The following is a 23,001-nucleotide window of genomic DNA, read 5'->3' on the forward strand; positions in this document are numbered from 1 at the left end:
TCGGACGCAACAATGCAAAGCCGCGACATCGACATGGACCTCCAGGAGTTCCGCGGAATACTGGGGGAAGCACTCGCAGAAGGCGGGACGCAGCACCTCCTGCGCCTGACGGACGAAGAGATCGCCATTCTGGATCCGGAATCGATCACGGAGTGCATCGCTCCGACTCCGAGGCTCGCCACGCTCACCGACCAGCAGCGGGACTGGGTCTATGCCACCGCGCTGCGCTCCCTGGTGTCCAGGGAGGCGGTGGAGGTCACGAACATCGAAGAACTCGACGCGGTGCTTCGCTCACCGGACGCGGCGGCCTCCGCCGCGCAGGGCTCCGAGGTGGGCCTCGACATGCGCGTCAGCCCCGAGGTCAGCCTGGCCCTGACCCTCCGACGCACTGCGTCGAGGGCACTCGCCGTCGAGCAGCACACGTCCGGCGGAGCCGTCCATGCCATCGTCTACATGCATGCCCGCGACCTCTACCTCGTGGAACGGGTGACCTCGGGCGGTCTGCACATGTTCACGCTGGCCAGTTCGGACCAGGACGTCGCCGACCTGGTGCAACTCGTCGTCGACCCCTTCGAGGTCGCCGACCGGGACGGGCGGGCCCAGCAGCTGACTCCCGAGCAGATCAGTGAGGACAACGTCGGCCGGCCGCTCAATGAGGCCATCAACTCCGCCTTGGTGGTCGGCCAGACGATGCTCCTGGCGGATCGCCCCGGACCACTCCTCACCACATACGCCACGGACTCCGCCGTCTGGACCGTGTTCGTCGAGGAGCCCCAAGCCGCCACAGGAATCGAAGCCCGCCCTGTCGGCAAGTCCACTCTGAACCGCATGATCAAGCGCCTCGTCACGCTTCCTGACCCGGAGGAAAGCCAGTGAGCCGTGAAGCGGACTGCCGCGAAGACCTGCGCAAGCTGAAAAGGTACGCCGACGAGATAGAGCGAGCTGCTGACAACGTGCAGCTGCTGTGTGGTGAGGAGACCTGGAAGGGTCCGAAGAGCGAGCGCTTCCGCAGTGAGTGGGCTGCGCACAAGAAGCAGATCAAGAACGCCCTGACCGACGCCCGCGCCGCCATGGCCAGCGCTCTCAAGCGGGTCGAGCAGGAGGAAGCGGACAAGAAGAAGACAGGCAAGGGAAGTTAGTCGGTGGCCGGCAAGCATTTGGATGATCCCTCGGACGTCACGCCGTTCGACGCCCGCCGTCTGTGTGCCGTAGTGATGGACGCAGTGCTCAGCGTCGGGGCCGGCCTCGCCGCTGGAGTCGCCGCAGGCCTCGAGGCCGTCCAGGGGAGCGTGGTTCTCCGCCTGGGTTCTGCCGCTCCGTGGGCGGCCGCCTTCGGCAGTGCGCTTGCCGTTTCCTTCGTCAACCAGGTCTTGGTGGCCTGGACGGCACAGCGGAGTCTGGGCAAGCTGGTCACCAGGCTGCGCGTGGTGCGTGACTCCGATGGTGGTCGGCCCCGGCTGTCCCAACTTGTCCGGCGTTGGCTGTTCGGCTTCGGCTGGATGCTCTTCGCTGTACCCGTCCATGTGGCAACGGACAGCGACATCTCGCAGCAGGACGCCTCCGGGCTGCGTATTGTCCGTGGCGGCGGTAATCGAATCCCCCGCAGAAAGGCGTAGATCCCCGATGGGCCTCAGCTCTGTGTTCCGCAGTCGGCGCCGGACAACGGTTGCTGTTGGCATCGCCGTGGCGGTCGCGGCGGGGGCGACTGTATACGCCACTGCCTATCGCGACACCGGAGACAAGGCGGTGAACGTCGCATTTGTCCTCGGTGGTGGGACGGCACGGCAGGACACGGCGGCACAGGGCGGAGAACTGGCCATCGCGGGAGAGTTCCGCGGCCTGGCCGCGGGCTCTGACGACACCTTGTACCTCTTCACTCAAGGGGACGACGGGATGGTGATGTGGCAGCGTCAGAAGTCCGGCGCGACGAAGCGCATCCGCATCTCGGGCATGGACGATCAGACGGCTGAGCAGGCAGCAGTGGCTCCAGACGGATCCGTGTATCTCGCGACGGGTGCTCTGTGGCGAGTCGGGCCGGACGGCAAGGCCGTCCGGCTGATCGATCCGGACTGTGACTCGTTCTCTCCCAGCGACGCGCCTCTCGCGAAGTTCTGCACGAGCCAGGTCACCGGCGTAACTGTCGCCGAGGACGGAACCGTGTACTTCGGAGACGAAATCGTCCAGGGCGGTCGCAGCTCGTTCGTGCACCGGCTCCGCGGCAACCGGGTCGAACTGGTGGCGGGCAGGCAACCCAAGCAAGGAGAAGCCCTCGACCGGTCCAATCCGTCCGTGCGAGACGGCATCGACCCGCCGGCCGGCACCCCGGCGAAGAACGTGCTGGTTCCGGCTGTATGGGATGCGGGGTGGCTGGCGTCCGACGCGAAGGGCCTCTACTGGCGCACGGGTGCAGGCATCGTAAGGCTGTCGCCGAACGGCACCCTCAGTCCACTGCTGGCAGCCCGTGCGCCCGAGAAGATCTCAGCACCCAAGGGGCCCTTGGAGGCCATGGGGCGGGCTCTCGACACCACCATCAACCCGGCCAAGGGCACCAAGCGTCGTGGCGACCTTGCCGCCACCCTGCCAGGCTCCGAGGTCTTCTACTCCGATGCGGGCAAGGCCTACTCCCCTCCCTTTTCCGAGGAGTACCGCTGGGGTGGGAACGAGTCTCCCTCACAGGAGAAGTTCGTGCAGAACCTAGTTGCCGGCAAAGCCATCTACCGGGTGGCAGCAGGTGAGGTATCGCCTGTGCTCCTCGGAGCACAGGCGATCGCGGCGTCCGGCACGACGCTGTACATCGCCGCCGAGTCGAAGGCAGGAACGGCCGACGACTGGTCGTGCGCGGTGGTGAAGGTCCAACTGCCGGAGAGCAAGCACTGACCAGTCGCTTGCCTGACAAGATCGATCAGGAAGCCTTCTCCACCTTCTCCCTCTGAGCCGCGACGAGCTCCGTCGGCACCGGAACGAATTGGTGTGCGAACTGGTCGGAGGCGGCGAAGCTGATCAGTGAGGCACCGCTGGAGGTCACGACGAAGCGGACCTTCCTGCCTGTGCGGTACTCGAGAGAGAAGTCAACGCTGCCGGTACCCAGCTCGGTCTTGTTGGGCAGCACACGCCGCACCGCCCGATCCTCGCCGCTCACCTCGGCCTGGAAACCGTTCGCGCAGGAGGTCACGGCGTTCTTCAGCTTCTCGATCGTCGCCCCGGCCGCCTGCGAGGACTCGACGCTGAACAGGGCGAGCTGGTAGCTCTGCGACGCGCGGGCCGACGAGTCGTGGGCTGCCTTGACAATGCCACGCCGCACCAGACGCCCGTCGTATGCGATGGTGCCCGGGGCCAACACTCCTACGATCGGCCGGCAGGCCTCATTGGTGACGTGCGCGCTGCTGTCCTTCGCGGCAGTCGAGCCATCGCTGATCGTGTAGCCCGTCAGGTCCCCCTGGGTCAACGCGGCGGCCGCGATCTGGTCCTTGGTGAGCGGCCCGTCAGCCTGCTTCGCGCTCGTTTCCTCGCCGCATGCGGCCAAGCTCACCAGTGCGGCGATGACCGTCAAGGCACGGGCGGCTCCCCCTGCCGTGTTTCTCACCGTTTGCGCTCCGGCGCCCATGTCTTTCCGCTGCGTGGTCACTGATCCTGCCCGGGGTAGTCGCGCCCGTCCCGCGCCACGGAGAACTCAGGCCACACCGCGTTCACCACGGCCGGGTCCTGAAGCCACTTGCTGTAAGCAGTCCGCTGGGCGGAGTCCATCTTCGCGACATCCATGATCTGACCGTCCCTGTCGAGGAAGTTCCCTGCACCCTTGGCATAGGTCCGGGGATCACCCGCGTACTCCTTGGTCGATCCACCGTGCCCGTCGGTGACCACCGTCACGCTTTCAATCCTGTGGTGCTTCCAGGCGGCAACGGCGTTGTTCTGGTAATCCGCCTGCCAGGAAAAGTCCGCCGTGGCAGCCTTGACCCCCTTGAACTGCTCTTTCAGGCCCTTGGGTGCGTCCTCCGCCTTCACCTTGGCCAGATCGGTGATCCAACCCGTGACGGCACTCTGGCCCAGTCCGTAAGCAACGCCGATGGCGGCACCCTTCGCGCCGGCGAGTCCGGCGCCACCGGTCGCCCCCATGGCAATGTCCCCGGCTGTGGAGATGATGCTCGCCCGGAAGTTGTTCGTGTCATCGACCCATTTGTCGATGTCCCCCTCGAGCTCCGTCGACGCCTTCTTGAAGGTGGTGACGTAGAACTGCTGCATCATGCCGCGCTTCATCGAGTCGTAACGCCCGGCGTATTCGCCGCTCTCCTCGGTGGCATACGAGTGATCGAGAGCCTTCTTGTCATAGGCCTGGAACAGGGCACTGAGGGTTCCGGCCGCCTTCGGATCCCGCGCCGACTCCTCCATGAGCGCTCGCCAGAGCTTGTCCGACGCTTCGAGACCGGGACGGCCGGAGTCCTGGCTGCTGAGGAAGTCCTTCAAGTTCCACTTCGAGGCGTCCTTGAACTTCTCCTCGCCCTTGGCCACCACGTCGTTGCCCCACAGAGAATTACTCACGGGGGATGTCACCCCGTACTCGAGATCGTCCCAGTAGGCCGCGATGATGCCCGCGTAGAGGCTCTGCGTTCCCGAAATCGGATGAAGACCTGCGGTGTCCTTGCCCATTCGGTGTTGATAGTTGTCGAAGAGGACTCGGGCAGTGTTCTTTTCGGCCAGGGACGGGTTCTCTTCCTTGAGCTTCACTGTCGCCGAGTTGAGCAGGTCGAAGAATGCCTTGCCCCGGTCCTTCGGCTCGTCGACCTTCCAGGGGCCGGTCGGGTACAGCGCTTTCAATGCGAAGTCGCTGTTGTGGTCGAACCACTCGCCAGCGGCTTCAGTATTCGCCGCGATGGCAGAGAAGAGCTGCTGGTAATTGTCCTTGCCCCACTCGCCTTCACCCAGCCCTCCGTTGCCGAAGAAGCGCGTTTCGTTGGTTTTGGCGTCCTTCTTGAAGATCCGATCTCCGAAGGCCACGAGGAAGTCCTTGTCGAAGGACCCGCCTTTGAGCAGCGGCGTCAGGCGATCGGGGCGGAACCCGTCATAGTCATCCATCGCCGAGTTGTCGAACCATTTGTTCCACAACTGCTGCTTCTCTTTGGTGCTTCTTCCCTCGAAGGCAACTTTCGTGTACGTGCCGAACGTTTCGGCGATGACCTGACGATCTTTTTCTCGTTGATCAGGGTGATCTTTGTACTGATCGTTGAAGCGATCCCCCATGTCGTTTGACAACCACAGAAGCCGCTGGGGCCCCATGGTGTCGTAGAAGGCTTTGAGGTAGTCGGCATCCGCCTTGTTCGCCCGCAGGTCGGCGAACATCTCCGGAGTGATGGACTCCCCGTTCTCCAGCTTCTTCTTGAACTCTTCCCCGAGCTTTTTGCCGTTGGCGGTCGACTGCGCGGTCTGGCCGACCTTGCTTTCGTCGATCTGCACCATGTTCTTGTAGCCGTACTTCTTGGTCTCGGCCAGGGCCAGGTGGTAGCGACGCCGGAGCATCGGCAGCTGGTTTTCGGCCCAGCCGGCAATGGCAAGAAGTTCCGTCAGCGGCTCCGTGTCGATCCCGTAGCGTTCGAAACTTGCCTTGATCCACGTGGCGCTGGACTTAAGACGCTCTTGATCTTTCTTGAGTGAGTTGATCGTCTGCTCCAGGTTCTCGGGATCGATCCCGGAGAATCCGCTGCCCATCTACTTTTCCCCGTTTCGTGCCGTGGACACCGCGTCAGCTGCCGCGTCGAGTGTCAGTAACGCAGGTCGAGCTGCATCAGCTTCGCCTCGGAGAGCGGAACCTTCTCCGGGCATGCATCGATCTTCTTCTGTACTGCGGGAATGAGTTTCTCGATCTCACGGAGCATCCGCCCCCGGTTGCCCTCGATGTCGCTGTGCCACTTTTCAGCGGTTTTGCCGACCCAAGATCGCTTCTGATCCCCTACGTCCTGAGATGCAGACTTCAGGAGGTTCTTCAGGTCTTTGACCTCATCCTGCAGATTGCGTTTCAATGTCTCAAGTCGTGCCCGATACGGGTTATCGACCTTCGGCTGGGTTGCATCTCCGCCCACACGTCCTCCTGGCTGGGTCAAGTTGACACTGCGAACACTTACAGGACTGCGACAAAGCAGACTATGCTGCATGCATCAAGTTGCCCGCAAGGCAGTCGCTCAATTGCTGATCGGATGACGCGCCACAACGATTTGCGATAGTGTCGGCCGGGACGAACGAAGGGTTCGTCCAGCTACGACACACGGGGAGGCAGCTCGTGACTCTGAAGGGCGCGGACACTACTCGACTTCGGTCACTTTCCACGACGTTCAAAACGCAGCACAAGAACCTCGACGACCTGATCCGGGCCATCTCCAACGGCACCCGGGACAGCGAGGACTTCTGGAAGGGCCCGCGCGCCAACCGCTTCCGGGACGAGTGGGACAAGCTCAAGCCGTCGCTGACGAACTTCCTCCAGTCGCTCGAGAACGCGCGCAAGGAGACCAGCGACGCGGCAGACGCGAACGACCGCATCAACGACTAGGTCGACATCCGTCCCGTCGTGGGCATCTGCGGATGAGGGTCCGGCAGCTTCGTGCTGCCGGACCCTCACGTGTAGCGGCCCGCTAGTCCGGCAGCACCGCCTGAGCGGGTACGGTCTCTCCGCCCTGCACGAACAGTCCTCGCCCGGTCGGCCCGCCACCGACGTTCGCCGGCAGGCGGATGCTGAACATCTCCCCGTCCTGGGATCCTTGAGGCGACAGCAGAAGTCCTGTCCGCGACCGCCGTGCCTGGACCACGAACCCACGGTACTGGGAAGAGAGCGTATCCACGGCACCAGCCGCGATCAGTCCGAGACCGCCGTCCATGCCGCGCCGGAGAACCTCCTCCAGCGCTTCGTCCAACTGCGTGTCGTACAGCAACTCCGCGTCGTCCACCACCACCACGTACGGCCCGCGCGCACTGTCCGTCAGTGCCTCCAGGTCGTCCGCGGTGCTGTCACCGTCGAGCGAGCCGAGCACTCCCGGAACAGAGACCAGTTCCCGCAGAGGCGAGCGTCGCGGAGTGACGAGGACGACCTCGGTCCCTCGTCGGAGAAGGGAGGTCGCAGCGGTGACCAAGGTGCTCGATCGGCCGGACTTCGGCGGCCCGGAGATGACAAAGCCGGGCCCTGCTTCCTCCAGGTCGACGCCGAGAGGCTGCAGTTCGTCCCCGCCCACCGCGAACAGCGCCCACAGAGCAGAATCCGGCACCGACTCCGGCTGAAGCGCCAACGCGTCGGAAGCTTTGATACGCGCCGGGAGCACGTCCACTCGAATGGGGCGCTGGTGCTGGGGAGGCCTGCCCCAGGTCTCCCTGGCGATTCGTGCGATCTCCTGCAGGGCGGCCACCTGAGCCTGACCGGAGGGGTTTTCGGTGAGCAGCGCCAGTTGGCTCTCGCGCACGCCGTCATCGGTCGCCTTGAGAGCTCGACCGTTGGGCACGTCCTTCGGAACGTCCTTGGTCGACATGCCGGCGAGCGAGTAGTCCGCCGGATCGGCCAGCCGCAGCACCAGGCGTTCGCTGAACGTGCTCGAGATCTCTCCTGTGAGCCCCGTGCGGTCGGTGGTCAGCACGACCTTGACGCCGACTGCGGCACCTTCCCGGAACAGCCGCTTGGCGGCATCCACCAGCCGGCCGTAGTCGTAGTTCTCGAATGCCGTACGGAACGCGTCCCAGCCGTCGAGAAGCACCACCATCCATGGCAGCCGGTCGGACGGCTCCGCGGCAGCCCGTTGCTCCGCCGCGCTCGACTGCCCCTTTTCGGCCAACAGCAGCTGTCGGCGTGAGACTTCGCCCAGCAGCCGCCCGAGCAATCGGTCGACGCGCGCCATCTGGTCGCGCGTCACCACCGCGCCGCAGTGGGGCAAGCTGGTGAGGGGCAGGAGGGCGTTCGCACCGCAGTCGATGCCGTACATGTGGACGTCATTCGGGGAGCATGTCTGCGCGATGGCGCCGGCGATGGTCCGCAGGGCCGTCGACCGGCCTGACCGGGGCCCACCGGCGATCATCAGGTGCTCGCCGTCCGTCAGATCGAGGGCCAGAGCTGCCCTGGCCTGCTGAGCGGGCAGGTCGGTGAGGCCGAACCGGACGGGCTCCACCGGATCGTCGCCGCTCCTTGGAGCGGGTAGCGCCACCAGGTCCGCAAGCACCACGTGGGACGGGATCGGGGGCAACCACGGGCTGCGTGGCGTGGCACACCCCAGTTGCCGGGCGCCTTCGGCGATCGCGTCCACCAGAACGGACAGGTCGGTCACCATGGTGCCGTCGTCCTCGTCCTGCATGACACGAGGAAGAGGGCGTCCGTAAGCGGGCCAGTCGAGGATGTTGACCACGACCTGCGGGGCGGTCGCGGCGCCGGGCCGTCGCCCACCGATACGCGCGGACTGGACGCCCACGAGGGACTGAGAACCGGAGCGGACATAACAACGGCCAGGAGTCGCCTTCGAGATGTTCCCCGAATCCGGCGCGTCGATGACGTCGCGGGATTCCTCGGCGTTGGTGACTCGCAGGGCGATACGCAGGTTGGTGTTGGCCCGGATGTCCGCACTGACCACACCGGCCGGACGCTGCGTCGCGAGCATCAGGTGGACGCCCAGGGAGCGACCGCGCCGCGCGATGTCGACCAGTCCGGCGATGAAGTCCGGCAGTTCCGCCACGAGAGAAGCGAACTCGTCGATGATGAGGACCAGGCGGGGCATGGGCTCAAGCTCGGGCCGGAACCGTCTGGCGTCGTTGTAGTCCTCGATGTCCTTGGTCCCGGCGTCGAAAAGGATCTCCTCGCGCCGTCTCAACTCGGCGGCAAGCGAGGCGAGAGCCCGCTCGGTCAGGTGGGCGTCGAGGTCGCTCACCATGCCGACGGTGTGGGGCAGACGGGCACAGTCCTGGAAGGCGCTGCCACCCTTGTAGTCGATGAGAACGAAGTTCAGGGCGTCCGGCGTGTTGCCGACGGCGAGCGAGGCGATGATCGTCTGCAGGAGCTCGGACTTACCGGCACCGGTCGTCCCCGCGATCAACGCGTGAGGGCCGTCACGCCTGATGTCCAGCACGAATGGTCCGTCAGCCGCAAGACCGATCGGAGCAGCGGTCGTCGAACCACCACGCTTCCACACCGCGGCGATGTCCGAACCCGTGGGATCCGGCATGTTCAGAAGGTTGAGCAGCCGCGCAGAGGTGGGCAACACGCTGTCCGCATCGTCACGACTGACGTCCCGGACGGGAGCCAGCGCGCGGGCGACGCGCTCGCACCACGCGACGGCGACCTGGTCTGCCAGCACGTCGCCCACGGCCTCGTAGCCGTATCCCCTCAGGCGCACGGCGTGCGGCGACTCGGGTGACCAGCAGATGGCCGTGCGGCACTCCTCGGGCAGCAACCGCTCGTCCTCGTCCACGCACAGCGCGAAGATGCCGTGCCCCGGCCCCTCCTGCAGCAGTTGTGGAATCCCGGGCACCCGGCGCAGGAGGCGAGCACCGTCCAGCACGATCAACACGTGGGGGTCAGGACGCAGCGCTGTCATACCGCCGTTCTCGCGGGCGGCAGCCTGCCTTCTGGTCAGCTCGTTCAACAGCTCGGTGACGCGTCGCGTGATGGATTCCGCGTCCGTGCCCATCAGCGCCACACAGTTCTGTCCCTGCTGTGGCGCCGCATGCGGCAGCCACTGGACCCAACTCCAGTTGGCCGGTGCATCGGGCACGGAGGACAGCACTACCACGGAGAGATCGCGAGGGCTGTGCAACACGGCAGCCTGGGCCGTGAGCCAGCGCGCGGTCGACACGGCTCGGGGGCGGTCCCCGGCGACGCCGACAACGCCCAGTTCCGCGAAGGGGAGAGCCAACGGAACGTCGGTGACGACCGGCGGTTCGGGCTCCTCCATGTCCGCACCGGCCGCGCGAGCGTTCACCAAGTCGATCTCAGCCCTCAGATCACTGAAACCGACGCGGAGATGCATGGCATCCGGATCCGTGATGCGGCGCTCCCAGAGCCTCCTGCGCGGTCCCGTGGCGAACAGCAGCAGCTGGGCCGGGTCCGGGTACGCATCGCGGCGTCTGCGCTGATCCTGTACGCCCAAGCGCTGGAGTTCGGCCTCGTACTCGTCCTTGGCCTTCTTGTACTCCTTCAGCGCCGCCCGGTACTTCTTCTTTCCGTGCCGCCTGTCACTGAACCACTGCCCGAGCATCATCAAGGGGGACAGGAGACAGAAGAGCAACATGTACATCGTCTTGGTGACGAAGTACATACCCACACCGAAGAACAGCGGCATCAGCATCGAGATCAGCTGAAATCTGATGCCCTCGTCCTTGCCTGGCGGAGCAGGAACGGTGAGCCGGGGCCGTGACAAGGGAGAAGACAACCGGGGAGGGCGGTTGTAGGCGAGCCCTCCCTCCCCCATGGGTGAGAGGTGCGCGTCGGGCTGGCCCGGCTCCGCCAGGCTGAACAGGGACGCGCCGGCCTTGAGCAGAGCCCCCGGCTGCCACTCCTGAGGGGCCGTCACCCGCTCGTCGTCGAGGAACAGCTCGGCCCCGCTGTGCGGTGCTATCTCGACCCGGCCCTTGATGTCGACCGTCACCCGCGCTGCCACCGGGGCCAGCCCGGTGTCCTCCACGACGAGTGTGTTCCCGGCTGCGGAACCGATGGTGGCGGCACCGGCGGACAGCCTCGCCACCCGGCCCGCGCCGGGTCCTCCGCTCACCCGTACCTCATAGGCGCCGGTGGGTTCACCGGCCACCATGAAGGGTCCGATGGACGCGTCGACCGTGACCCGGGACCCGTCTTTCAGGGCCTCGGCGACCGACACCTCGGGGGACAGCGGACGTCCGTCCACCCAGAGGGCCACATCGGGTGTGCCCTGCTGCCCCCAGGATGCGTGGACTCCCGGAAGTTGCGTCACACCGCCGATCGAAGGGAACCGCGGCGAGCGGCCGCCGTGACGAAGTCGCCTGAGTGCGTCCGCCACCTCGGCCGCGGTGGCGTCTCCCTCGACACTGATCACCGCGTCCTGGGGCGCGGCCCCCTCTTCGACCACGGTCGTCCGCACTCTCATCGGGACGGGTCCCCCTCCCCTTCGGATGCTGTACTCGGAAAGACGCCGCCCCGAGCGTAGCCCGCTTCCAGGAGGGCCTCCTTCGGGAGGGTCCCCAGACCACTGTCCGGCCCGGCTCCCGCATCCGGAGACCCGGTTACGGAGCCATCCTGGGTTCTGGGACCTCCTCGACAGAGACCTGAGGTGCGAAGACTCGCACAGCATTCACAAGACGTTCACGGTCCATGGACCAGAGATTGATGTGCCTGCTGGCGAGGAACAAGTCGTGGTCGACGTGCGGAGCGAGCCGACGTGTCTCTTCCCGGCTGAGCGCCGAGTTGGGGCCGGGAAGTGCCGGAGAACCGGGACGCCTGCGCAGGCCCACGTACCGCATCGGTGTGAGGGCGGCTGTCTGGTGCTGCCAGAGAACCACCGCAACGATGTCGCTCCACGGGACGAACGCGGTCTGACGGGCATGGCGAGCCGGGGCGCCTCCGAGTGTGATTCCTTGGTGATCGACCCGGAACGCCACGAGCCGTTTGGTCCAGGCACCACTGAGGAGCTGGAACGGACTCCATGTGTACCGCGCTTCGTATACGGCCGATGCAGCCTCGGACATGGATGAATCACTCCCCACAGAACGACCTTTCGCTTCCTGCCCAAACCGTACGTGTCGTCGGCACCGGGGCGCGGGAAGCGGCCCGGCCGACGGTCCTTGCCGCGCGCTGCCGTTCCTGCACTGGCCTACACGACCCGTGTCAGGTTGCAGCCCCCGCGATTGGTCCGCGCTCCGACCGACGTTGCCACGATCTCCTTCTGCGTCACCCGTTTCAGGGTCAGTGCGTCGTCGGCCGTGGCCACCAAGCTGGTCCGTCTGCCGGAGCCGGCCCAGTTCCTCGCCGACGGCCGTCTGGTGCACGGTGATCCGGAAAGTCTCGAGGGGCAGGGCGCCGTCGAGCGCGGTGGCCTGGCCCTCCCAAGTACCGAGTTACCGGGCGGGATGGCCGAAGCGGTCGTGCCGGTGCCGATGTCGGCCGGGGCGAAGCTCTGTGCAGCGGTCGGGAAACCTGCCTGCCTTTGGTCCCGAGCGGGCGCTGGCGTTCGGCATCGCCAGTTCTGGGCCGAATCGGCCCGGCACCGCCGGGGTGCTGAAGCCCACAGGACCGGACACCGTCTCACCGGCCGGCGAACGCGAGTAGCCGGTGGTCAGCTCCGCGTCAGCCGGCTCCGCGAAAGCCACACCGGTCTCCGGGTCGCGGCAGTTCCGGCAACCGCCATCCCGCTTCCGGCCTCCATGTCGGTACTTGGACCACGCCCCGGCTCACCCGTTTTCCACCAGCGGGCCCGGGAGCCAGCCGCCGAACAGGAGGGCGGCCGCACCACCGGGCGCGAGTCGGCGGGAGATGTGCCTGTGCGGGGCGGCCGTCCGGCCGCTTGCAGAGGCATGATGCGACCAGGTCCCGTAGGCCACCGGTGAGAGCGCCCGGATCGGCCTCCTCATGCACCCAAATCTGTTCGAGGCCATGTAGCCGTGTGAGCCGACCGAAACACCCGTCGAGGCGAGAGAGGCCGTTCCGTCGGCGGCACGGGCAATGCCGAAGTCGGATCGGACGCGTCCAAGGTCAGCAACACGTTCGACTGCTGGACGTCTCGGTGGGCCAACCTCAGCTCTGAAACGCCGTCAGCGCCTCGGCGAGACCCGCGCCGAGCGCGCACCGTGGCGGGTGGCAGGAGACCGGACTTCGCGAGGACCGCCGCCGTGGACGGCCCCGCGGCGTACGCCGTGGTCGCTCATGGAACACGGGCTTCCGGGTCGGCGTCCAGGACGGGGTCGTCCAGGCACCGCCCGCCCTGCGCGCGGCCTCCACCTCGCGGCGGAGGCGGGCCCGGAACTGCCGTCGAGCGCAAAGTGCGGGTGCACGATCTTCATCGCGCCGGCACGGCCGCCGGTGCTGCGCCCTTGGCACATACGGCCCATTCCGCCAGAGCCGAGCAGGCCGAGGAGGCGGCAGGGGCCGATGACCGTGGGCTCGTCGGGAGCGAGAGGCTGTAGGGCGCTCACCGCATACTTCCTCCCCCGTACGGACGCCTCCGCGCAGTCGTAGCCGCGCAGTCCTGGCGCGTTTCGTCCGCTGCCGCGCCCCTGCGGCGGTGACCCCTGGCGTCGGACGCCATACACCCCGGGCACCGCACCCCAGGGCACCGCACCCCCCGCAGCGCGCCCGTGCCGGGTTACTGCCCCAGTAGTTCCACCCGTACGTCCGCCGGGAAGCCGGTCGTGGGGCCGACTCGGCGGGCGAATTCCGTCACCGCCTCCAGTTGGGGGGCGCCGAAGCTGAAGTCGAGGGTGGTGAAGTACTGGGCCAGGGTCTGCTCGTCGAAGGCCTCCCAGCGGGCTGCCTGCTCGGCGACCTTGGTGACCTCCTCCAGGGAGAGGTTGCGGGAGGCCAGGAAGGCCTCGTGGACCTGGCGGGTGATCTGCGGCTCGCGGGCCGCGTACTCGCGGCGGGCCGCCCAGACCGCGAAGACGAAGGGCAGGCCGGTCCAGTCCTTCCAGAGCCGGCCGAGGTCGTGGACCTCGAGGCCGTAGCGGGGGCCGTCGATCAGGTTGGCGCGCAGGGCAGCGTCGCCGATCAGGACCGCGGCCTCGGCCTCCTGCATCATCAGGCTGAGGTCGGGCGGGCAGGTGTAGTAGTCGGGCTGCACGCCGAAGCGTTCCGCCAGGAGCAGCTGGGCGAGGCGGACGGACGTGCGCGAGGTGGAGCCGAGGGCGACGCGGGCGCCGTCCAGCCGGTCCAGGGGGACCTGCGAGACGATCACGCAGGACATGACGGGGCCGTCGCAGCCGACCGCGATGTCAGGGAAGGCGACCAGGTCGTCGGCGTTGCGCAGGAACTCGACGAGCGTGACGGGCCCGATGTCGAGGTCGCCGCGGATCAGACGTTCGCTGAGCTTCTCGGGCGTGTCCTTGGTCAGCTCGAAGTCGAGGAGCGTGCCCGTTCTCGCGAGCCCCCAGTACAGGGGCAGGCAGTTGAGGAACTGGATGTGGCCGACACGCGGCCGGGTGCGAGAATTGTCCACATCGCGAGACTAGACCCCACCGGCCGCCACCCCACCGGCGACCCCGGCCGCGCGTTGCGTCAACCGGCCGAACGCTCTTCAAACCTTCGAGTGACGTGATCTTGACCTCTATTGCTTCCCGGCCTCTCCGTGCTACGCTCGCCACAAGTTGCAGTTTGGTTTCCCTTGCAGTACAGAGCCTGCGGAGCATGTGACCGCGGGCTCTAGTCGTTTTCAGACGAATGCAGTTGTGCGGCATGACTTGTTTTCACACTTGCTGGTTCTGGAGCAGGGCAACCCTTTTGAGCCCAAGGAGGGCTTATGGCTACCGGAACCGTTAAGTGGTTCAACGCCGAAAAGGGCTTTGGCTTCATCGCCCAGGAGGGCGGCGGCCCCGACGTCTTCGTTCACTACTCCGCGATCAACGCCACCGGCTTCCGCTCCCTCGAGGAGAACCAGCAGGTGAGCTTCGACGTGACCCAGGGCCCGAAGGGCCCGCAGGCGGAGAACGTCACTCCGGTCTGATCGCGTCCTAGCGCAGTACCCAAGGAGCCCCGCGCCGGTCTTCCGGCGACGGGGCTCCTGCCCTTTCCCGGCCGCCGCGCCCCTCGCTTCCCCCCGGTGAATTTCCGGGGAATTCTCGCCGGCGCGCGGTCAGACGTGCTGCATGATCAGCACGAATTTCGTCCCCGGCTCCAGCGCCTCGTAGGCGTGCGGCACATCTCCCCGATACGCCATGTAGTCCCCGGGACCCAGTTCCACGCTCTCCCCCCGCGGGCCGGCCTGCACCCGGCCGACACTGACGACGATGTGCTCCACCGTCCCCGGAATGTGCGGGTCCGAGTCGCGCACCGTGCCCGGTTCCAGCGCCACCGTGTAGATGTCGCGCCGCGCGCCCGGCGGGCTCGCCGACAGCAGCGTGGCCAGATAGCTGGACTGCTCCGAGTACACCGCGGGCCCCTCGCCCGCGCGGATCACCCGCACCGCCGGCGCCGGCGGCTCCACCAGCGCGCTGAACGGCACCCCCAGCGCCACCGCCAGCGCCCAGATCGTCTCCATGCTCGGATTGCCGCTCGCCGCCTCCAGCTGGGACAGCGTCGACTTCGCGATCCCGGCACGCTTGGCCAGCTCCGACAGGGACAGCCCGGCCCGGGTGCGCTCGCGCCGCAGGCTCGCGGCGATCCAGTCCAAAGGCAGGCGGGGCGGGGGCGTGACGCTCTCGGCAGTCATGATCCTGTTCGCTCCATCAATACGATCGTTCGCCTTGACGAACGCGGGCGCGTGCGTTCATCGTAGAAAACATGCGTTCGCTGCTCCGAACACCGACTCCCATCCTGACACCTCTCGCCCGCGACGCCTCCCTCGTCTGGCTCGCCAGCGGAGTCGTCGGCGTCTCCTTCGGCGCCGTCTGCGTCGCCGGCGGGCTGCCGCTGTGGGTGCCGGTCGTCATGTCCCTGCTCGTGTACGCGGGGTCGGCGCAGTTCAGCGCGGTCGGTGTCCTGCTCGCGGGGGGTGGGCCGCTCGCCGCCGCGGCGACCGGGCTGCTGCTGAACACCCGCACCGCCGCCTTCAGCCTCGCCGTGGCCGACGTGATCGGCACCGGGCGCCTCGCGCGGCTGCTCGGCGCCCACCTGGTGACCGACGAGACCGTGGCCTTCGCCCTCTCGCAGCCCGACCCCGCCCGCCGCCGCGCCGCCTTCTGGATCTCCGGGCTCGGCCTGTTCGCCGTGTGGAACATCGGCGTCCTCGGCGGCGCCCTCGCCGGCGGCGCACTCGGCGACACCGCGACCTACGGCCTCGACGCCGCCTTCCCCGCCGTACTCGTCGCCCTCGTGCTGCCCGCCCTGCGCACCGACTCCGCCGTACGCCGCAGCGCGCTGCTCGGCGCGGCGCTCGCCGTGGCGGCGACCCCGTTCGTCCCCGCCGGGGTGCCGGTCCTCCTGGCGCTCGCCGGGCTCGCCGCCTGGAAGGGGGTACGGCGATGAGCGCCACCGTGGCGGCGATCCTCGCGCTGGCCGTGGGAACGTACGCGTTCCGGCTCGTCGGCCCCGTGCTGCACGGCCGCGTCACCGTCCCGCCCCGGCTGCAGGAACTGCTGTCGGCCGGCGCGGTCGTCCTGCTGGTCGCCCTGCTCGCGACCGGCGCGCTGACCGAGGCCGGCGGCTTCGCCGGGTGGGCACGGCCGGCCGGAGTGCTGGCCGGAGGGATCCTGGCGTGGCGGCGGGCGCCGTTCGCGGTGGCGGTGCTGGGGGCGGCGGTGACGACGGCGCTGCTGCGGGTGGCGGGGGTGTCGTGACGGGGGTCTGAGCCGGCGTGAGCTCACCCCCGGGCGGGGGCCGGGCTCACCCCCGGGCGGGGGCCCGGGCTCCGGCCCTCTGTCAGACCCCGGCGCTAGGGTCCGCGCATGACTGCCGAGACCGAGACCGAGACCCGTGTCTTCTACGACGCCATCGCCGAGGACTACGCCGAGCACTTCCGTGACGCGATGGCCCGCCGGCCGCTGGAGCGGGCGCTGCTGAGCGCGTTCGCCGAGCTGGTCCAGCCCGACGGGGAGGTGGCCGACCTGGGGTGCGGGCCCGGGGAGGTCACCGGGTATCTGGCGGCGCGGGGGCTGCGGGTCTTCGGGCTCGATCTGTCGGAGGGGATGCTGGCGGTTGCGCGCCGTGAGCATCCCGGGCTGCGTTTCGTGCAGGGCACGATGCGGGAGCTGGATCTGCCGGACGGGGGGCTCGCGGGGGCGGTGTCCTGGTACTCGTCCATCCACACGCCTGTGGACGAGCTGCCCGCGCTCTTCGCCGAGCTGTACCGGGTGCTGGCGCCGGGGGCGCCGTTGCTGGTCGCCTTCCAGGCGGGGGACGAGCCGCGGCGGCTCGTCGAGCCGTTCGGGCACCCGGTCACGCTCGACTTTCTGCGGCGGCGGCCGGGGGATGTGGCCGCGGTGCTGGCGGGGGTGGGGTTCGACGTGTTCTCGCGGACGGAGAAGTCGGCGGATGCCTCGCTCGGCGAGACGGCGGCCCAGGCGTTCCTACTGGCCCGCCGCTGACACCTGCCGGTGCGGTGCGTTGTGCCCCGCGGCGCGGTGAACTCCGTGGGGCGCGGTGCCCTGGGGCACGTGGCGCCCGGCGCCGGGGTGAACGCCGTGGGGTGCGGGTGCCCGGCGATGCCCTGAGCCCGGGGTTGCGGTGACCGCCGTGGGCTGCGCGACCCGGCGCTACGGGGCGCCGCCCGCGCCCACCCGTGCCGCCCCAGGCGGCACGCATGCCCGCGGGGCGGGGGGAGCGAGGGCCCGGAGGTGCCCCGAGCCCGGGGTTGCGGTGAACGCCGTGGGGTGCGCGGCCCGGCGCTACGGGGCGCCGCCCGCGCCCACCGTGCCGCCCCAGGCGGCACGCATGCCCGCGGGTGGAGCGGGCGAACGGCCCGCAGCGCCCGCCACGATGGCGCCGCAGTCGCCGGCGGCGAGAAGGGGACGTGGTGGGGGGTGTCCGCCCGCAGCGGACGGCATTGCCTTTCCTCAGCCTCTTGGAGAAACGTAGGGCCGTACCGAGGACGGACACCCCCCACCACGGCCCCGACCCACCCACCGGCAGAAGGCGCTACATCAACCACAGCGGACCGCAACGGGCCGCCGCAGGCATTCAAGGGGCGCGGGGAACTGCGCGACCAGCCACGACGAAACCCGCACCCGGCAACGATCCGCACCCACCCGCACAGCCGCCGCAGGCACCCGCACAGCCGCCGCAGGCGTCACGTCGTGATCGACCGCCAGATCCGTTCCGGCAGGACGCGGGCCGCCTCGTCCAGGTCCACGTCGCCCACCGCCAGCCAGCGCCGCGCCACGCCGATGACCGGGCCCAGGACCAGCGCCTCCAGCACCGCCGGCGGCAACGGCGCGATTTCGCCCTTCTCCACCCGCCGCGCCAGCCAGTCCGCCAGCGGCGACAGCCGCGCCTCCTGCGCGTCCCGCAGCTGCCGGGCCTGCGCCATGCCCACCCGGTCCGCGTGCGCGGAGTGCAGCAGCATCCCCGCCGCCGGATGCTCCCGCACGAATCCCAGATACGCCCGCACCACGGCCCGCACCCCGGTCCGGGCCGTACGGGAGCGTTCCAGCGCCGCCAGCAGCTCCCCCAGCAGCCGCTCCAGCCACCGCATCAGCAGCGCGTTCATCAACCCGTCCACACTGCCGAAGTGGTGGTACAGGCTGCCCAGGCTCACCCCGCTCGCCCGCGTCACCGCCCCGACCGTCAACCCCTGCTCCCCCGCCTCCGCGTACACCCGCAGCGCGGCGTCGAGGAGGGTCTCGGCGGTGGCCTCGCCACGTTGCTGCTTGGGGCTCATCGGGCGACCGTTCTGACGTGGAGGTGCTGGCCGGACACCCCGGCGGGGCACCGTGCCCGACAGCGTAGAACACCTGCCCGCACCGCGGCCCCCGGGCAAATTCCCGAACTCTTTTCTAGAAACCCGTTATGGTCCGCCGCGATCTTCGGCACACTGACCCGGGCCGGTCCCGACGCGCACGCGCGCGCCCGGGCACGCACGAGCACGCACGAGCACGCCCGGCCGCGCACCGGGACCGAAGCGAAGCCGAACGAACGGGGAGAACGTGGACGGGCACGACGGATTCGACCTCACCGGCAGCGGCGCCGAACCGCTTCAGGAGGACGATCCGCGCCGCATCGGTCCGTTACCGCTGGTCGGGCGGCTCGGCTCGGGCGGCATGGGCCGGGTGTACCTCGGGCTGCACGAGGGCGGGTACGCCGCGGTCAAGCAGGTGCTGCCGTCCGTGGCCGGCGAGGACAAGGACTTCCTGCGCCGCTTCGGGCACGAGCTGGACAACCTCGCCCGGCTGCCCGCGCACGCCACCGCCCGCCTGATCGCGAGCGACCGCGAGGCCCGTCCCCCGTGGTTCGCCACCGCCTATGTCCCCGGGCTCACCCTCCGCGAGGCCGTCGACCTGCACGGCGGCCCGCTGCCCGCCGATGCGCTGTGGCTGCTGCTGCGGGAGGCCGCGCGGGGGCTCGCCGCGGTGCACGAGCTGGGCATGGTGCACCGGGACGTCAAGCCGTCCAACGTGATGCTCACCGTCGACGGCCTCACCCTGATCGACTTCGGTGTCGCCCGCGCGGCGGAGCAGAGCCAGCTGACCCGGACCGGCATGGTCGTGGGCACGCCCGCCTACATGTCCCCGGAACAGGCCTCGGGCGCCCGCCGGCTCACCGGTGCCGTCGACGTGTTCGCGCTGGGCTCGGTGGTGGCGTACGCGGGATGCGGACGGCCGCCGTTCGGCGACGAGTCGGGGCACGCGGTGCTGTACCGGATCGTGCACGAGGAGCCCGACCTGGCACCGCTGCGCACGCTCGACCCCGACCTGGCCTCCGCCGTGGCGTCCTGCCTGGACAAGGACCCCGAGGGCCGCCCCACGGCCGCGGAACTCCTCGACCTGGCCCTCGTGCACGCCCCGGAGACCCCGGCCTGGCCGGCCGCCGTGGCCGAACGCCTCGCCGAGCGCGCGGCGTTCGCCGCGACACCGCCCCCACCGCCGCCGCACCCGACGGCGACGACACCGGCCCCCACCCCCGGCGACCCGGAACCCATCACCCCCGCCCCGGAACCGACCCCCGATCCGGCCCTTGGCCCGGAACCGGACCAGGACCAAGACCCGCACTCGAAACCGAACCCGGGCCCGGCCCAGGCCCCGGACCCGAAACCGGCACCGCCCCCCGTCGTCGCCACCCGCCCCGCCCCGGAGCGGGAGCGCCGCCGGACCCGCGTCCTCCTGGCCGTCGTCCCGGTCGTGGTCGTCGCGACCGTCACCACCGTCGCGCTGCAGCTCCTGCCGTACGCCTCCGCACCCTCACACGGTGACGCGGGCCCCAGCGCGTCGGCGCAGGTGGCGTCCTCGGCACCCGCCTCCGCCACCACCCCGTCGGCGACGGCGCCGACGACCGCCCAGCCGTCCAGCGGTCAGCCCACCGCCTCTCCCGGCGGCCCGGCGGGCCCGGCGACCGCCGCGGGGGCAGCGGCGGTGGGCGGCGGGGCCGGCGGGACGGACGCGGGGAACGCGGCCGGCGGCCAGGGGGGCCGGACGGGCACCGGCTCGCACACCGGCACCGGCACCGGCACCGGCACCGGCTCGAGCAGCGACTCCGGCTCGACCGGAACCGGATCCGGAAGCGGAAGCGGAGGGGGAAGCGGCTCGGGAAGCGGCACCGGCGCAGGAACCGGCACCTCCGCCCCGCCCCCCTCCTCCGGCTACGTCCACCTCCGCAACGGTCAGAACGGCAAGTGCGTGACCGAGATGTACAGCTCCACGCTCCTCGGGGCGTGCTCCGGCGCCGCCGCCTCCTGGGCCTTCCGCAGTGCGGCCAACGGCACGTACAAGCTCGTCAACCAGTCGAGCGGCCACTGCCTGAACGGCAATTACAACGGCCAGACGGTCGTCGTGGGCGACTGCGCCGGAACCGGCACCGCACTGCTGTGGCGTACCGGCTCCGGCTCCACCCTGGTCAATTCGTTCAGCGGCGGCTGCCTGGACCTGGCCTTCAACGGCGGTGTGACGACGCAGACGTGCCAAAGCGGGGCGGCGTCGCAGAAGTGGGCGCGGGGGTAAGGCGGCCCGGTATCGGCGCCGCCGATGACCCCATCGGCAGCGCCCCCCACTGGCGCGTGGACCGGGTCCACGGCGCGCTCGTAGCGTCGTGGACATGACCTCATCGCAGCTGAACACGCACCGGGGCACGGCCCAGCTGACGACCGCGATGGTGCTCTCCGGCACCCTCGGCGTCTTCGTCGTCGAGTCGGGCGCGTCCCCCTTCGACGTCGTCTTCTTCCGCGTCCTGTTCGGCGCCCTCGCCCTCGGCGGCTACGTCGCCGCCCGCGGCTGGCTGCGCGACCACGGCTTCACCCCGCGCACGTTCGGACTGGCCGTCCTCGGCGGGGTGTTCATCGTCTTCAACTGGGTGTTCCTGTTCTCCTCCTACGAGAACACCTCGATCTCCGTGGCGACCGTCGTCTACCACACCCAGCCCTTCTACGTGGTGCTGCTCGGCGCTCTCCTCTTCCGCGAGCGGCTCACCGCGGCCAAGGTCGGCTGGGTCGCCCTCGCCTTCGCCGGGCTGATCCTCGTCTCCGGCGTCACACCCGGCGACTTCGCGAGCGGCGGGACGTACGTCCTCGGCATCGGGCAGGCGCTGCTCGCCGCGCTGCTGTACGGGCTGTCGACCCTGGTCACCAAGAGGATCACCGGCGTACGCCCGCACCTGATCGCCCTCGTCCAGGTGCTCGTCGGCATCCCGCTGCTGCTGCCGTTCGCCGACTTCGGCGCGATGGCCGGCACCGGCTGGGACTGGGGCTGGCTGGTCGGCCTGGGCTTTGTCCACACCGGCGTGATGTACGTCCTGATGTACTCCGCCTACGCGAAGCTGCCCACCTCGAAGATCGCCGTCCTGGCCTTCGTCTACCCGGTGGTGGCGATGGTGGCCGACTGGGCGGTGTACGGCCACCACATCGGGCTGGTGCAGGCCCTCGGCGTCCCGCTGATCGCGTGGGCCAGTCTCAAGGTCACCCTTGCTCGGACACCAGCTGCCGCGCCCGTTCGAGGAACAGCCGGGCAGGAGCCGGCAGCCGCCTCCCGGCCCGCCACGCCAGCTGCGTCGAAAGCGTGAACGGCGGCTGCCAGTCCAGCCGTACCAGCGAACCCTCCGCGAGTTCCGCGGCGACCGTCACCTCGGGCAGCAGACAGACACCGAGGCCGGCCGCCGCGGCGCGCTTGGTGGCCTCGATGGTGCCGAACTCCCGGAACTCCACCGGCGCCACGGCCGTCAGTTCCCGCTCGAACAGGTCCCGGTAGGCGCAGCCGGGCTCGGTGGCCAGCAGCGGCTCGCGCACCAGGTCGGCGACGGCGACCTCCCCGCCGTGCAGCCGATGCCCCGGCGCGGCGACGAGCGCCAGCGGTTCGACGGCCAGCACCTCGCACTCCAGCCCCGGGTGCTCGGTCTCCTCCTCCATCAGGAACCCGAGGTCGTACGTGCCCTGCCGCAGCGCCTGCCGGGTCTCGTCGCCGAGGGTCGGGCGCAGGGTGAGGCGGACCTTGGGGTAGCGGTGGTGGAAGAACTCCAGCAGGGGCGGCAGGCGGTAGTTGGTCAGCGACTCCATCGTGCCGACGGCGAGCGTGCCGGAGGGCTCCTCGGCGCCGGCGACGGCCGCGCGGGCCTCCTCGGTCAGCTCGATGATCTGCCGGGCGTACGGCAGCAGCCGCTCGCCGGCGTCGGTGAGCCGGATGCGGCTGCCGAGCCGGTCGAAGAGCTGAGTGCCGAGGGCGTCCTCCAGGGCGCGGACCTGGCCGGTCACGCTGGACTGGGCGTAGTTCAGCTCGGCCGCGGCGCGCGTGAAGCTCAGTACGGTGGCGACCTTCTCGAAGGTGACGAGCAGCCGCAGCTCCATCAGCTCTGCTCGTCCTCGCCGCGCTCCTTGCCCCGCAGTTCCTCCGCGCCGCGCTCCTTGCGCCGCAGTTCCTCCTCGCGGCGGCGCAGGTCGGCCTCCCACTCCTTGAGCAGGGCCTCGTCCTTCTTGTTCTCTTCCTTCAAGGACTTCAGGAACTCGGGGTTGTCGTCGGGGGCGACCCACTCGGTGCGCTGGTTGCGGTGCCACTGGGACGGCGTCGAGCCGCCCGAGGGTCCCGCCCCGCGCTGCTTCCCGGCGACCAGCCAGGCGACGGGGCCGACCAGCACCTCGCCGAAGAGCAGGATGATGATCACCCACACCACCTTCGGCAGGCCCCGCACCTCCTCCTCCGGGGTGTTCAGGCAGTCGATGAAGGCGTAGATCCACAGCGCCAGCACCAGCAGGAACGGCAGATACCTGAGCATGGACGGGAGATCCCCCAGCAGACGGC

The 23,001-nt window shown here is 69.3% G+C and carries 20 protein-coding genes and 1 pseudogene; 11 read left to right on the forward strand and 10 right to left on the reverse strand.

Going from position 1 to position 23,001, the window contains the following annotated elements; all coding sequences use genetic code 11:
- Positions 1 to 12: 12 nt before the first annotated feature.
- The 4 genes from ACF1AL_RS19255 to ACF1AL_RS19270 are packed head-to-tail and all read left to right on the forward strand — an operon-like array spanning position 13 to position 2,877.
- Positions 13 to 876, forward strand: a complete 864-nt coding sequence (locus tag ACF1AL_RS19255) for a hypothetical protein (protein ID WP_391781083.1) — start codon at positions 13 to 15, stop codon at positions 874 to 876.
- On the forward strand, positions 873 to 1,139 hold the full coding sequence (locus ACF1AL_RS19260) for a hypothetical protein (RefSeq protein ID WP_366838700.1): 267 nt from the start codon (positions 873 to 875) through the stop codon (positions 1,137 to 1,139). Before ACF1AL_RS19255 ends, ACF1AL_RS19260 begins: the two co-directional genes overlap by 4 nt.
- Positions 1,140 to 1,142: 3 nt before the next feature.
- Positions 1,143 to 1,616 (forward strand): RDD family protein, encoded by a 474-nt coding sequence (locus tag ACF1AL_RS19265; protein ID WP_391826584.1) that lies wholly within the window; start codon positions 1,143 to 1,145, stop codon positions 1,614 to 1,616.
- A 7-nt stretch (positions 1,617 to 1,623) separates the two neighbouring features.
- Positions 1,624 to 2,877, forward strand: a complete 1,254-nt coding sequence (locus ACF1AL_RS19270; protein ID WP_391826586.1) for a hypothetical protein — start codon at positions 1,624 to 1,626, stop codon at positions 2,875 to 2,877.
- 25 nt (positions 2,878 to 2,902) lie between these two features.
- Here ACF1AL_RS19270 and ACF1AL_RS19275 read toward each other — a convergent pair whose 3' ends face one another.
- The 3 genes from ACF1AL_RS19275 to ACF1AL_RS19285 form a co-directional block, all read right to left on the reverse strand.
- Positions 2,903 to 3,550, reverse strand: coding sequence for a hypothetical protein (locus tag ACF1AL_RS19275; RefSeq protein ID WP_391781086.1), 648 nt, complete (start codon positions 3,548 to 3,550; stop codon positions 2,903 to 2,905).
- A 71-nt stretch (positions 3,551 to 3,621) separates the two neighbouring features.
- The gene (locus tag ACF1AL_RS19280; protein WP_391826588.1) at positions 3,622 to 5,700 is read right to left on the reverse strand and encodes a hypothetical protein; all 2,079 of its coding nucleotides are present in this window, start codon (positions 5,698 to 5,700) and stop codon (positions 3,622 to 3,624) included.
- A 53-nt stretch (positions 5,701 to 5,753) separates the two neighbouring features.
- Complete coding sequence (locus ACF1AL_RS19285; protein ID WP_391781088.1) at positions 5,754 to 6,071, reverse strand: hypothetical protein; 318 nt, start codon at positions 6,069 to 6,071, stop codon at positions 5,754 to 5,756.
- A gap of 197 nt (positions 6,072 to 6,268) precedes the next feature.
- On the opposite strand from ACF1AL_RS19285, the gene ACF1AL_RS19290 reads away from it, so the two are divergent.
- Positions 6,269 to 6,535: a WXG100 family type VII secretion target gene (locus tag ACF1AL_RS19290; protein ID WP_366838694.1), complete on the forward strand. Its 267-nt coding sequence runs from the start codon at positions 6,269 to 6,271 to the stop codon at positions 6,533 to 6,535.
- An 82-nt stretch (positions 6,536 to 6,617) separates the two neighbouring features.
- Here the strand turns inward: ACF1AL_RS19290 and ACF1AL_RS19295 are convergent, their stop codons facing one another.
- From ACF1AL_RS19295 to ACF1AL_RS19305, 3 genes and pseudogenes are all read right to left on the reverse strand, one after another.
- Entirely contained in the window at positions 6,618 to 11,072 is a 4,455-nt protein-coding gene (locus ACF1AL_RS19295) for an FtsK/SpoIIIE domain-containing protein (RefSeq protein ID WP_391826590.1), read from the reverse strand.
- A 1,312-nt stretch (positions 11,073 to 12,384) separates the two neighbouring features.
- A pseudogene (locus ACF1AL_RS19300) lies at positions 12,385 to 13,113 on the reverse strand (serine/threonine protein kinase); the annotation flags it as partial.
- A gap of 170 nt (positions 13,114 to 13,283) precedes the next feature.
- The gene (locus ACF1AL_RS19305; protein ID WP_391826592.1) at positions 13,284 to 14,132 is read right to left on the reverse strand and encodes a menaquinone biosynthetic enzyme MqnA/MqnD family protein; all 849 of its coding nucleotides are present in this window, start codon (positions 14,130 to 14,132) and stop codon (positions 13,284 to 13,286) included.
- A 300-nt stretch (positions 14,133 to 14,432) separates the two neighbouring features.
- Between ACF1AL_RS19305 and ACF1AL_RS19310 the strand changes: the two genes are divergently transcribed.
- The gene (locus ACF1AL_RS19310; RefSeq protein WP_004984723.1) at positions 14,433 to 14,636 is read left to right on the forward strand and encodes a cold-shock protein; all 204 of its coding nucleotides are present in this window, start codon (positions 14,433 to 14,435) and stop codon (positions 14,634 to 14,636) included.
- 129 nt (positions 14,637 to 14,765) lie between these two features.
- On the opposite strand, the gene ACF1AL_RS19315 is transcribed toward ACF1AL_RS19310, so the two are convergent.
- Complete coding sequence (locus tag ACF1AL_RS19315; protein ID WP_386584014.1) at positions 14,766 to 15,341, reverse strand: helix-turn-helix domain-containing protein; 576 nt, start codon at positions 15,339 to 15,341, stop codon at positions 14,766 to 14,768.
- 71 nt (positions 15,342 to 15,412) lie between these two features.
- Between ACF1AL_RS19315 and ACF1AL_RS19320 the strand changes: the two genes are divergently transcribed.
- The 3 genes from ACF1AL_RS19320 to ACF1AL_RS19330 all read left to right on the forward strand — a co-directional run bounded on the left by ACF1AL_RS19320 (position 15,413) and on the right by ACF1AL_RS19330 (position 17,154).
- On the forward strand, positions 15,413 to 16,096 hold the full coding sequence (locus ACF1AL_RS19320; RefSeq protein ID WP_384204373.1) for an AzlC family ABC transporter permease: 684 nt from the start codon (positions 15,413 to 15,415) through the stop codon (positions 16,094 to 16,096).
- Complete coding sequence (locus ACF1AL_RS19325; RefSeq protein ID WP_366838689.1) at positions 16,093 to 16,407, forward strand: AzlD domain-containing protein; 315 nt, start codon at positions 16,093 to 16,095, stop codon at positions 16,405 to 16,407. The genes ACF1AL_RS19320 and ACF1AL_RS19325 overlap by 4 nt, the downstream gene beginning before the upstream one ends.
- Before the next feature lie 108 nt (positions 16,408 to 16,515).
- Positions 16,516 to 17,154, forward strand: coding sequence for a methyltransferase domain-containing protein (locus tag ACF1AL_RS19330; protein WP_384204367.1), 639 nt, complete (start codon positions 16,516 to 16,518; stop codon positions 17,152 to 17,154).
- A 701-nt stretch (positions 17,155 to 17,855) separates the two neighbouring features.
- On the opposite strand, the gene ACF1AL_RS19335 is transcribed toward ACF1AL_RS19330, so the two are convergent.
- Positions 17,856 to 18,446 carry a TetR/AcrR family transcriptional regulator gene (locus ACF1AL_RS19335; RefSeq protein WP_391707494.1) on the reverse strand — a complete coding sequence of 197 codons (591 nt, stop codon included), beginning with the start codon at positions 18,444 to 18,446 and terminating at the stop codon, positions 17,856 to 17,858.
- A 265-nt stretch (positions 18,447 to 18,711) separates the two neighbouring features.
- On the opposite strand from ACF1AL_RS19335, the gene ACF1AL_RS19340 reads away from it, so the two are divergent.
- Together ACF1AL_RS19340 and ACF1AL_RS19345 are read left to right on the forward strand one after the other, a co-directional pair.
- On the forward strand, positions 18,712 to 20,718 hold the full coding sequence (locus tag ACF1AL_RS19340; protein ID WP_391826594.1) for a protein kinase: 2,007 nt from the start codon (positions 18,712 to 18,714) through the stop codon (positions 20,716 to 20,718).
- A 94-nt stretch (positions 20,719 to 20,812) separates the two neighbouring features.
- Positions 20,813 to 21,772, forward strand: a complete 960-nt coding sequence (locus ACF1AL_RS19345) for a DMT family transporter (protein WP_386417938.1) — start codon at positions 20,813 to 20,815, stop codon at positions 21,770 to 21,772.
- Here ACF1AL_RS19345 and ACF1AL_RS19350 read toward each other — a convergent pair.
- Together ACF1AL_RS19350 and ACF1AL_RS19355 are read right to left on the reverse strand one after the other, a co-directional pair.
- A complete protein-coding gene (locus ACF1AL_RS19350) occupies positions 21,669 to 22,550 on the reverse strand; it encodes a LysR family transcriptional regulator (RefSeq protein WP_366838683.1) in 882 nt (293 codons plus the stop codon). The two genes, ACF1AL_RS19345 and ACF1AL_RS19350, sit on opposite strands and share 104 nt — an antisense overlap.
- The gene (locus ACF1AL_RS19355; protein ID WP_391826596.1) at positions 22,550 to 22,975 is read right to left on the reverse strand and encodes a PLD nuclease N-terminal domain-containing protein; all 426 of its coding nucleotides are present in this window, start codon (positions 22,973 to 22,975) and stop codon (positions 22,550 to 22,552) included. Before ACF1AL_RS19355 ends, ACF1AL_RS19350 begins: the two co-directional genes overlap by 1 nt.
- Positions 22,976 to 23,001 lie beyond the last annotated feature (26 nt).

Source organism: Streptomyces sp. NPDC014801 (genome assembly GCF_043082085.1).
Classification (GTDB): Bacteria; Actinomycetota; Actinomycetes; order Streptomycetales; family Streptomycetaceae; genus Streptomyces.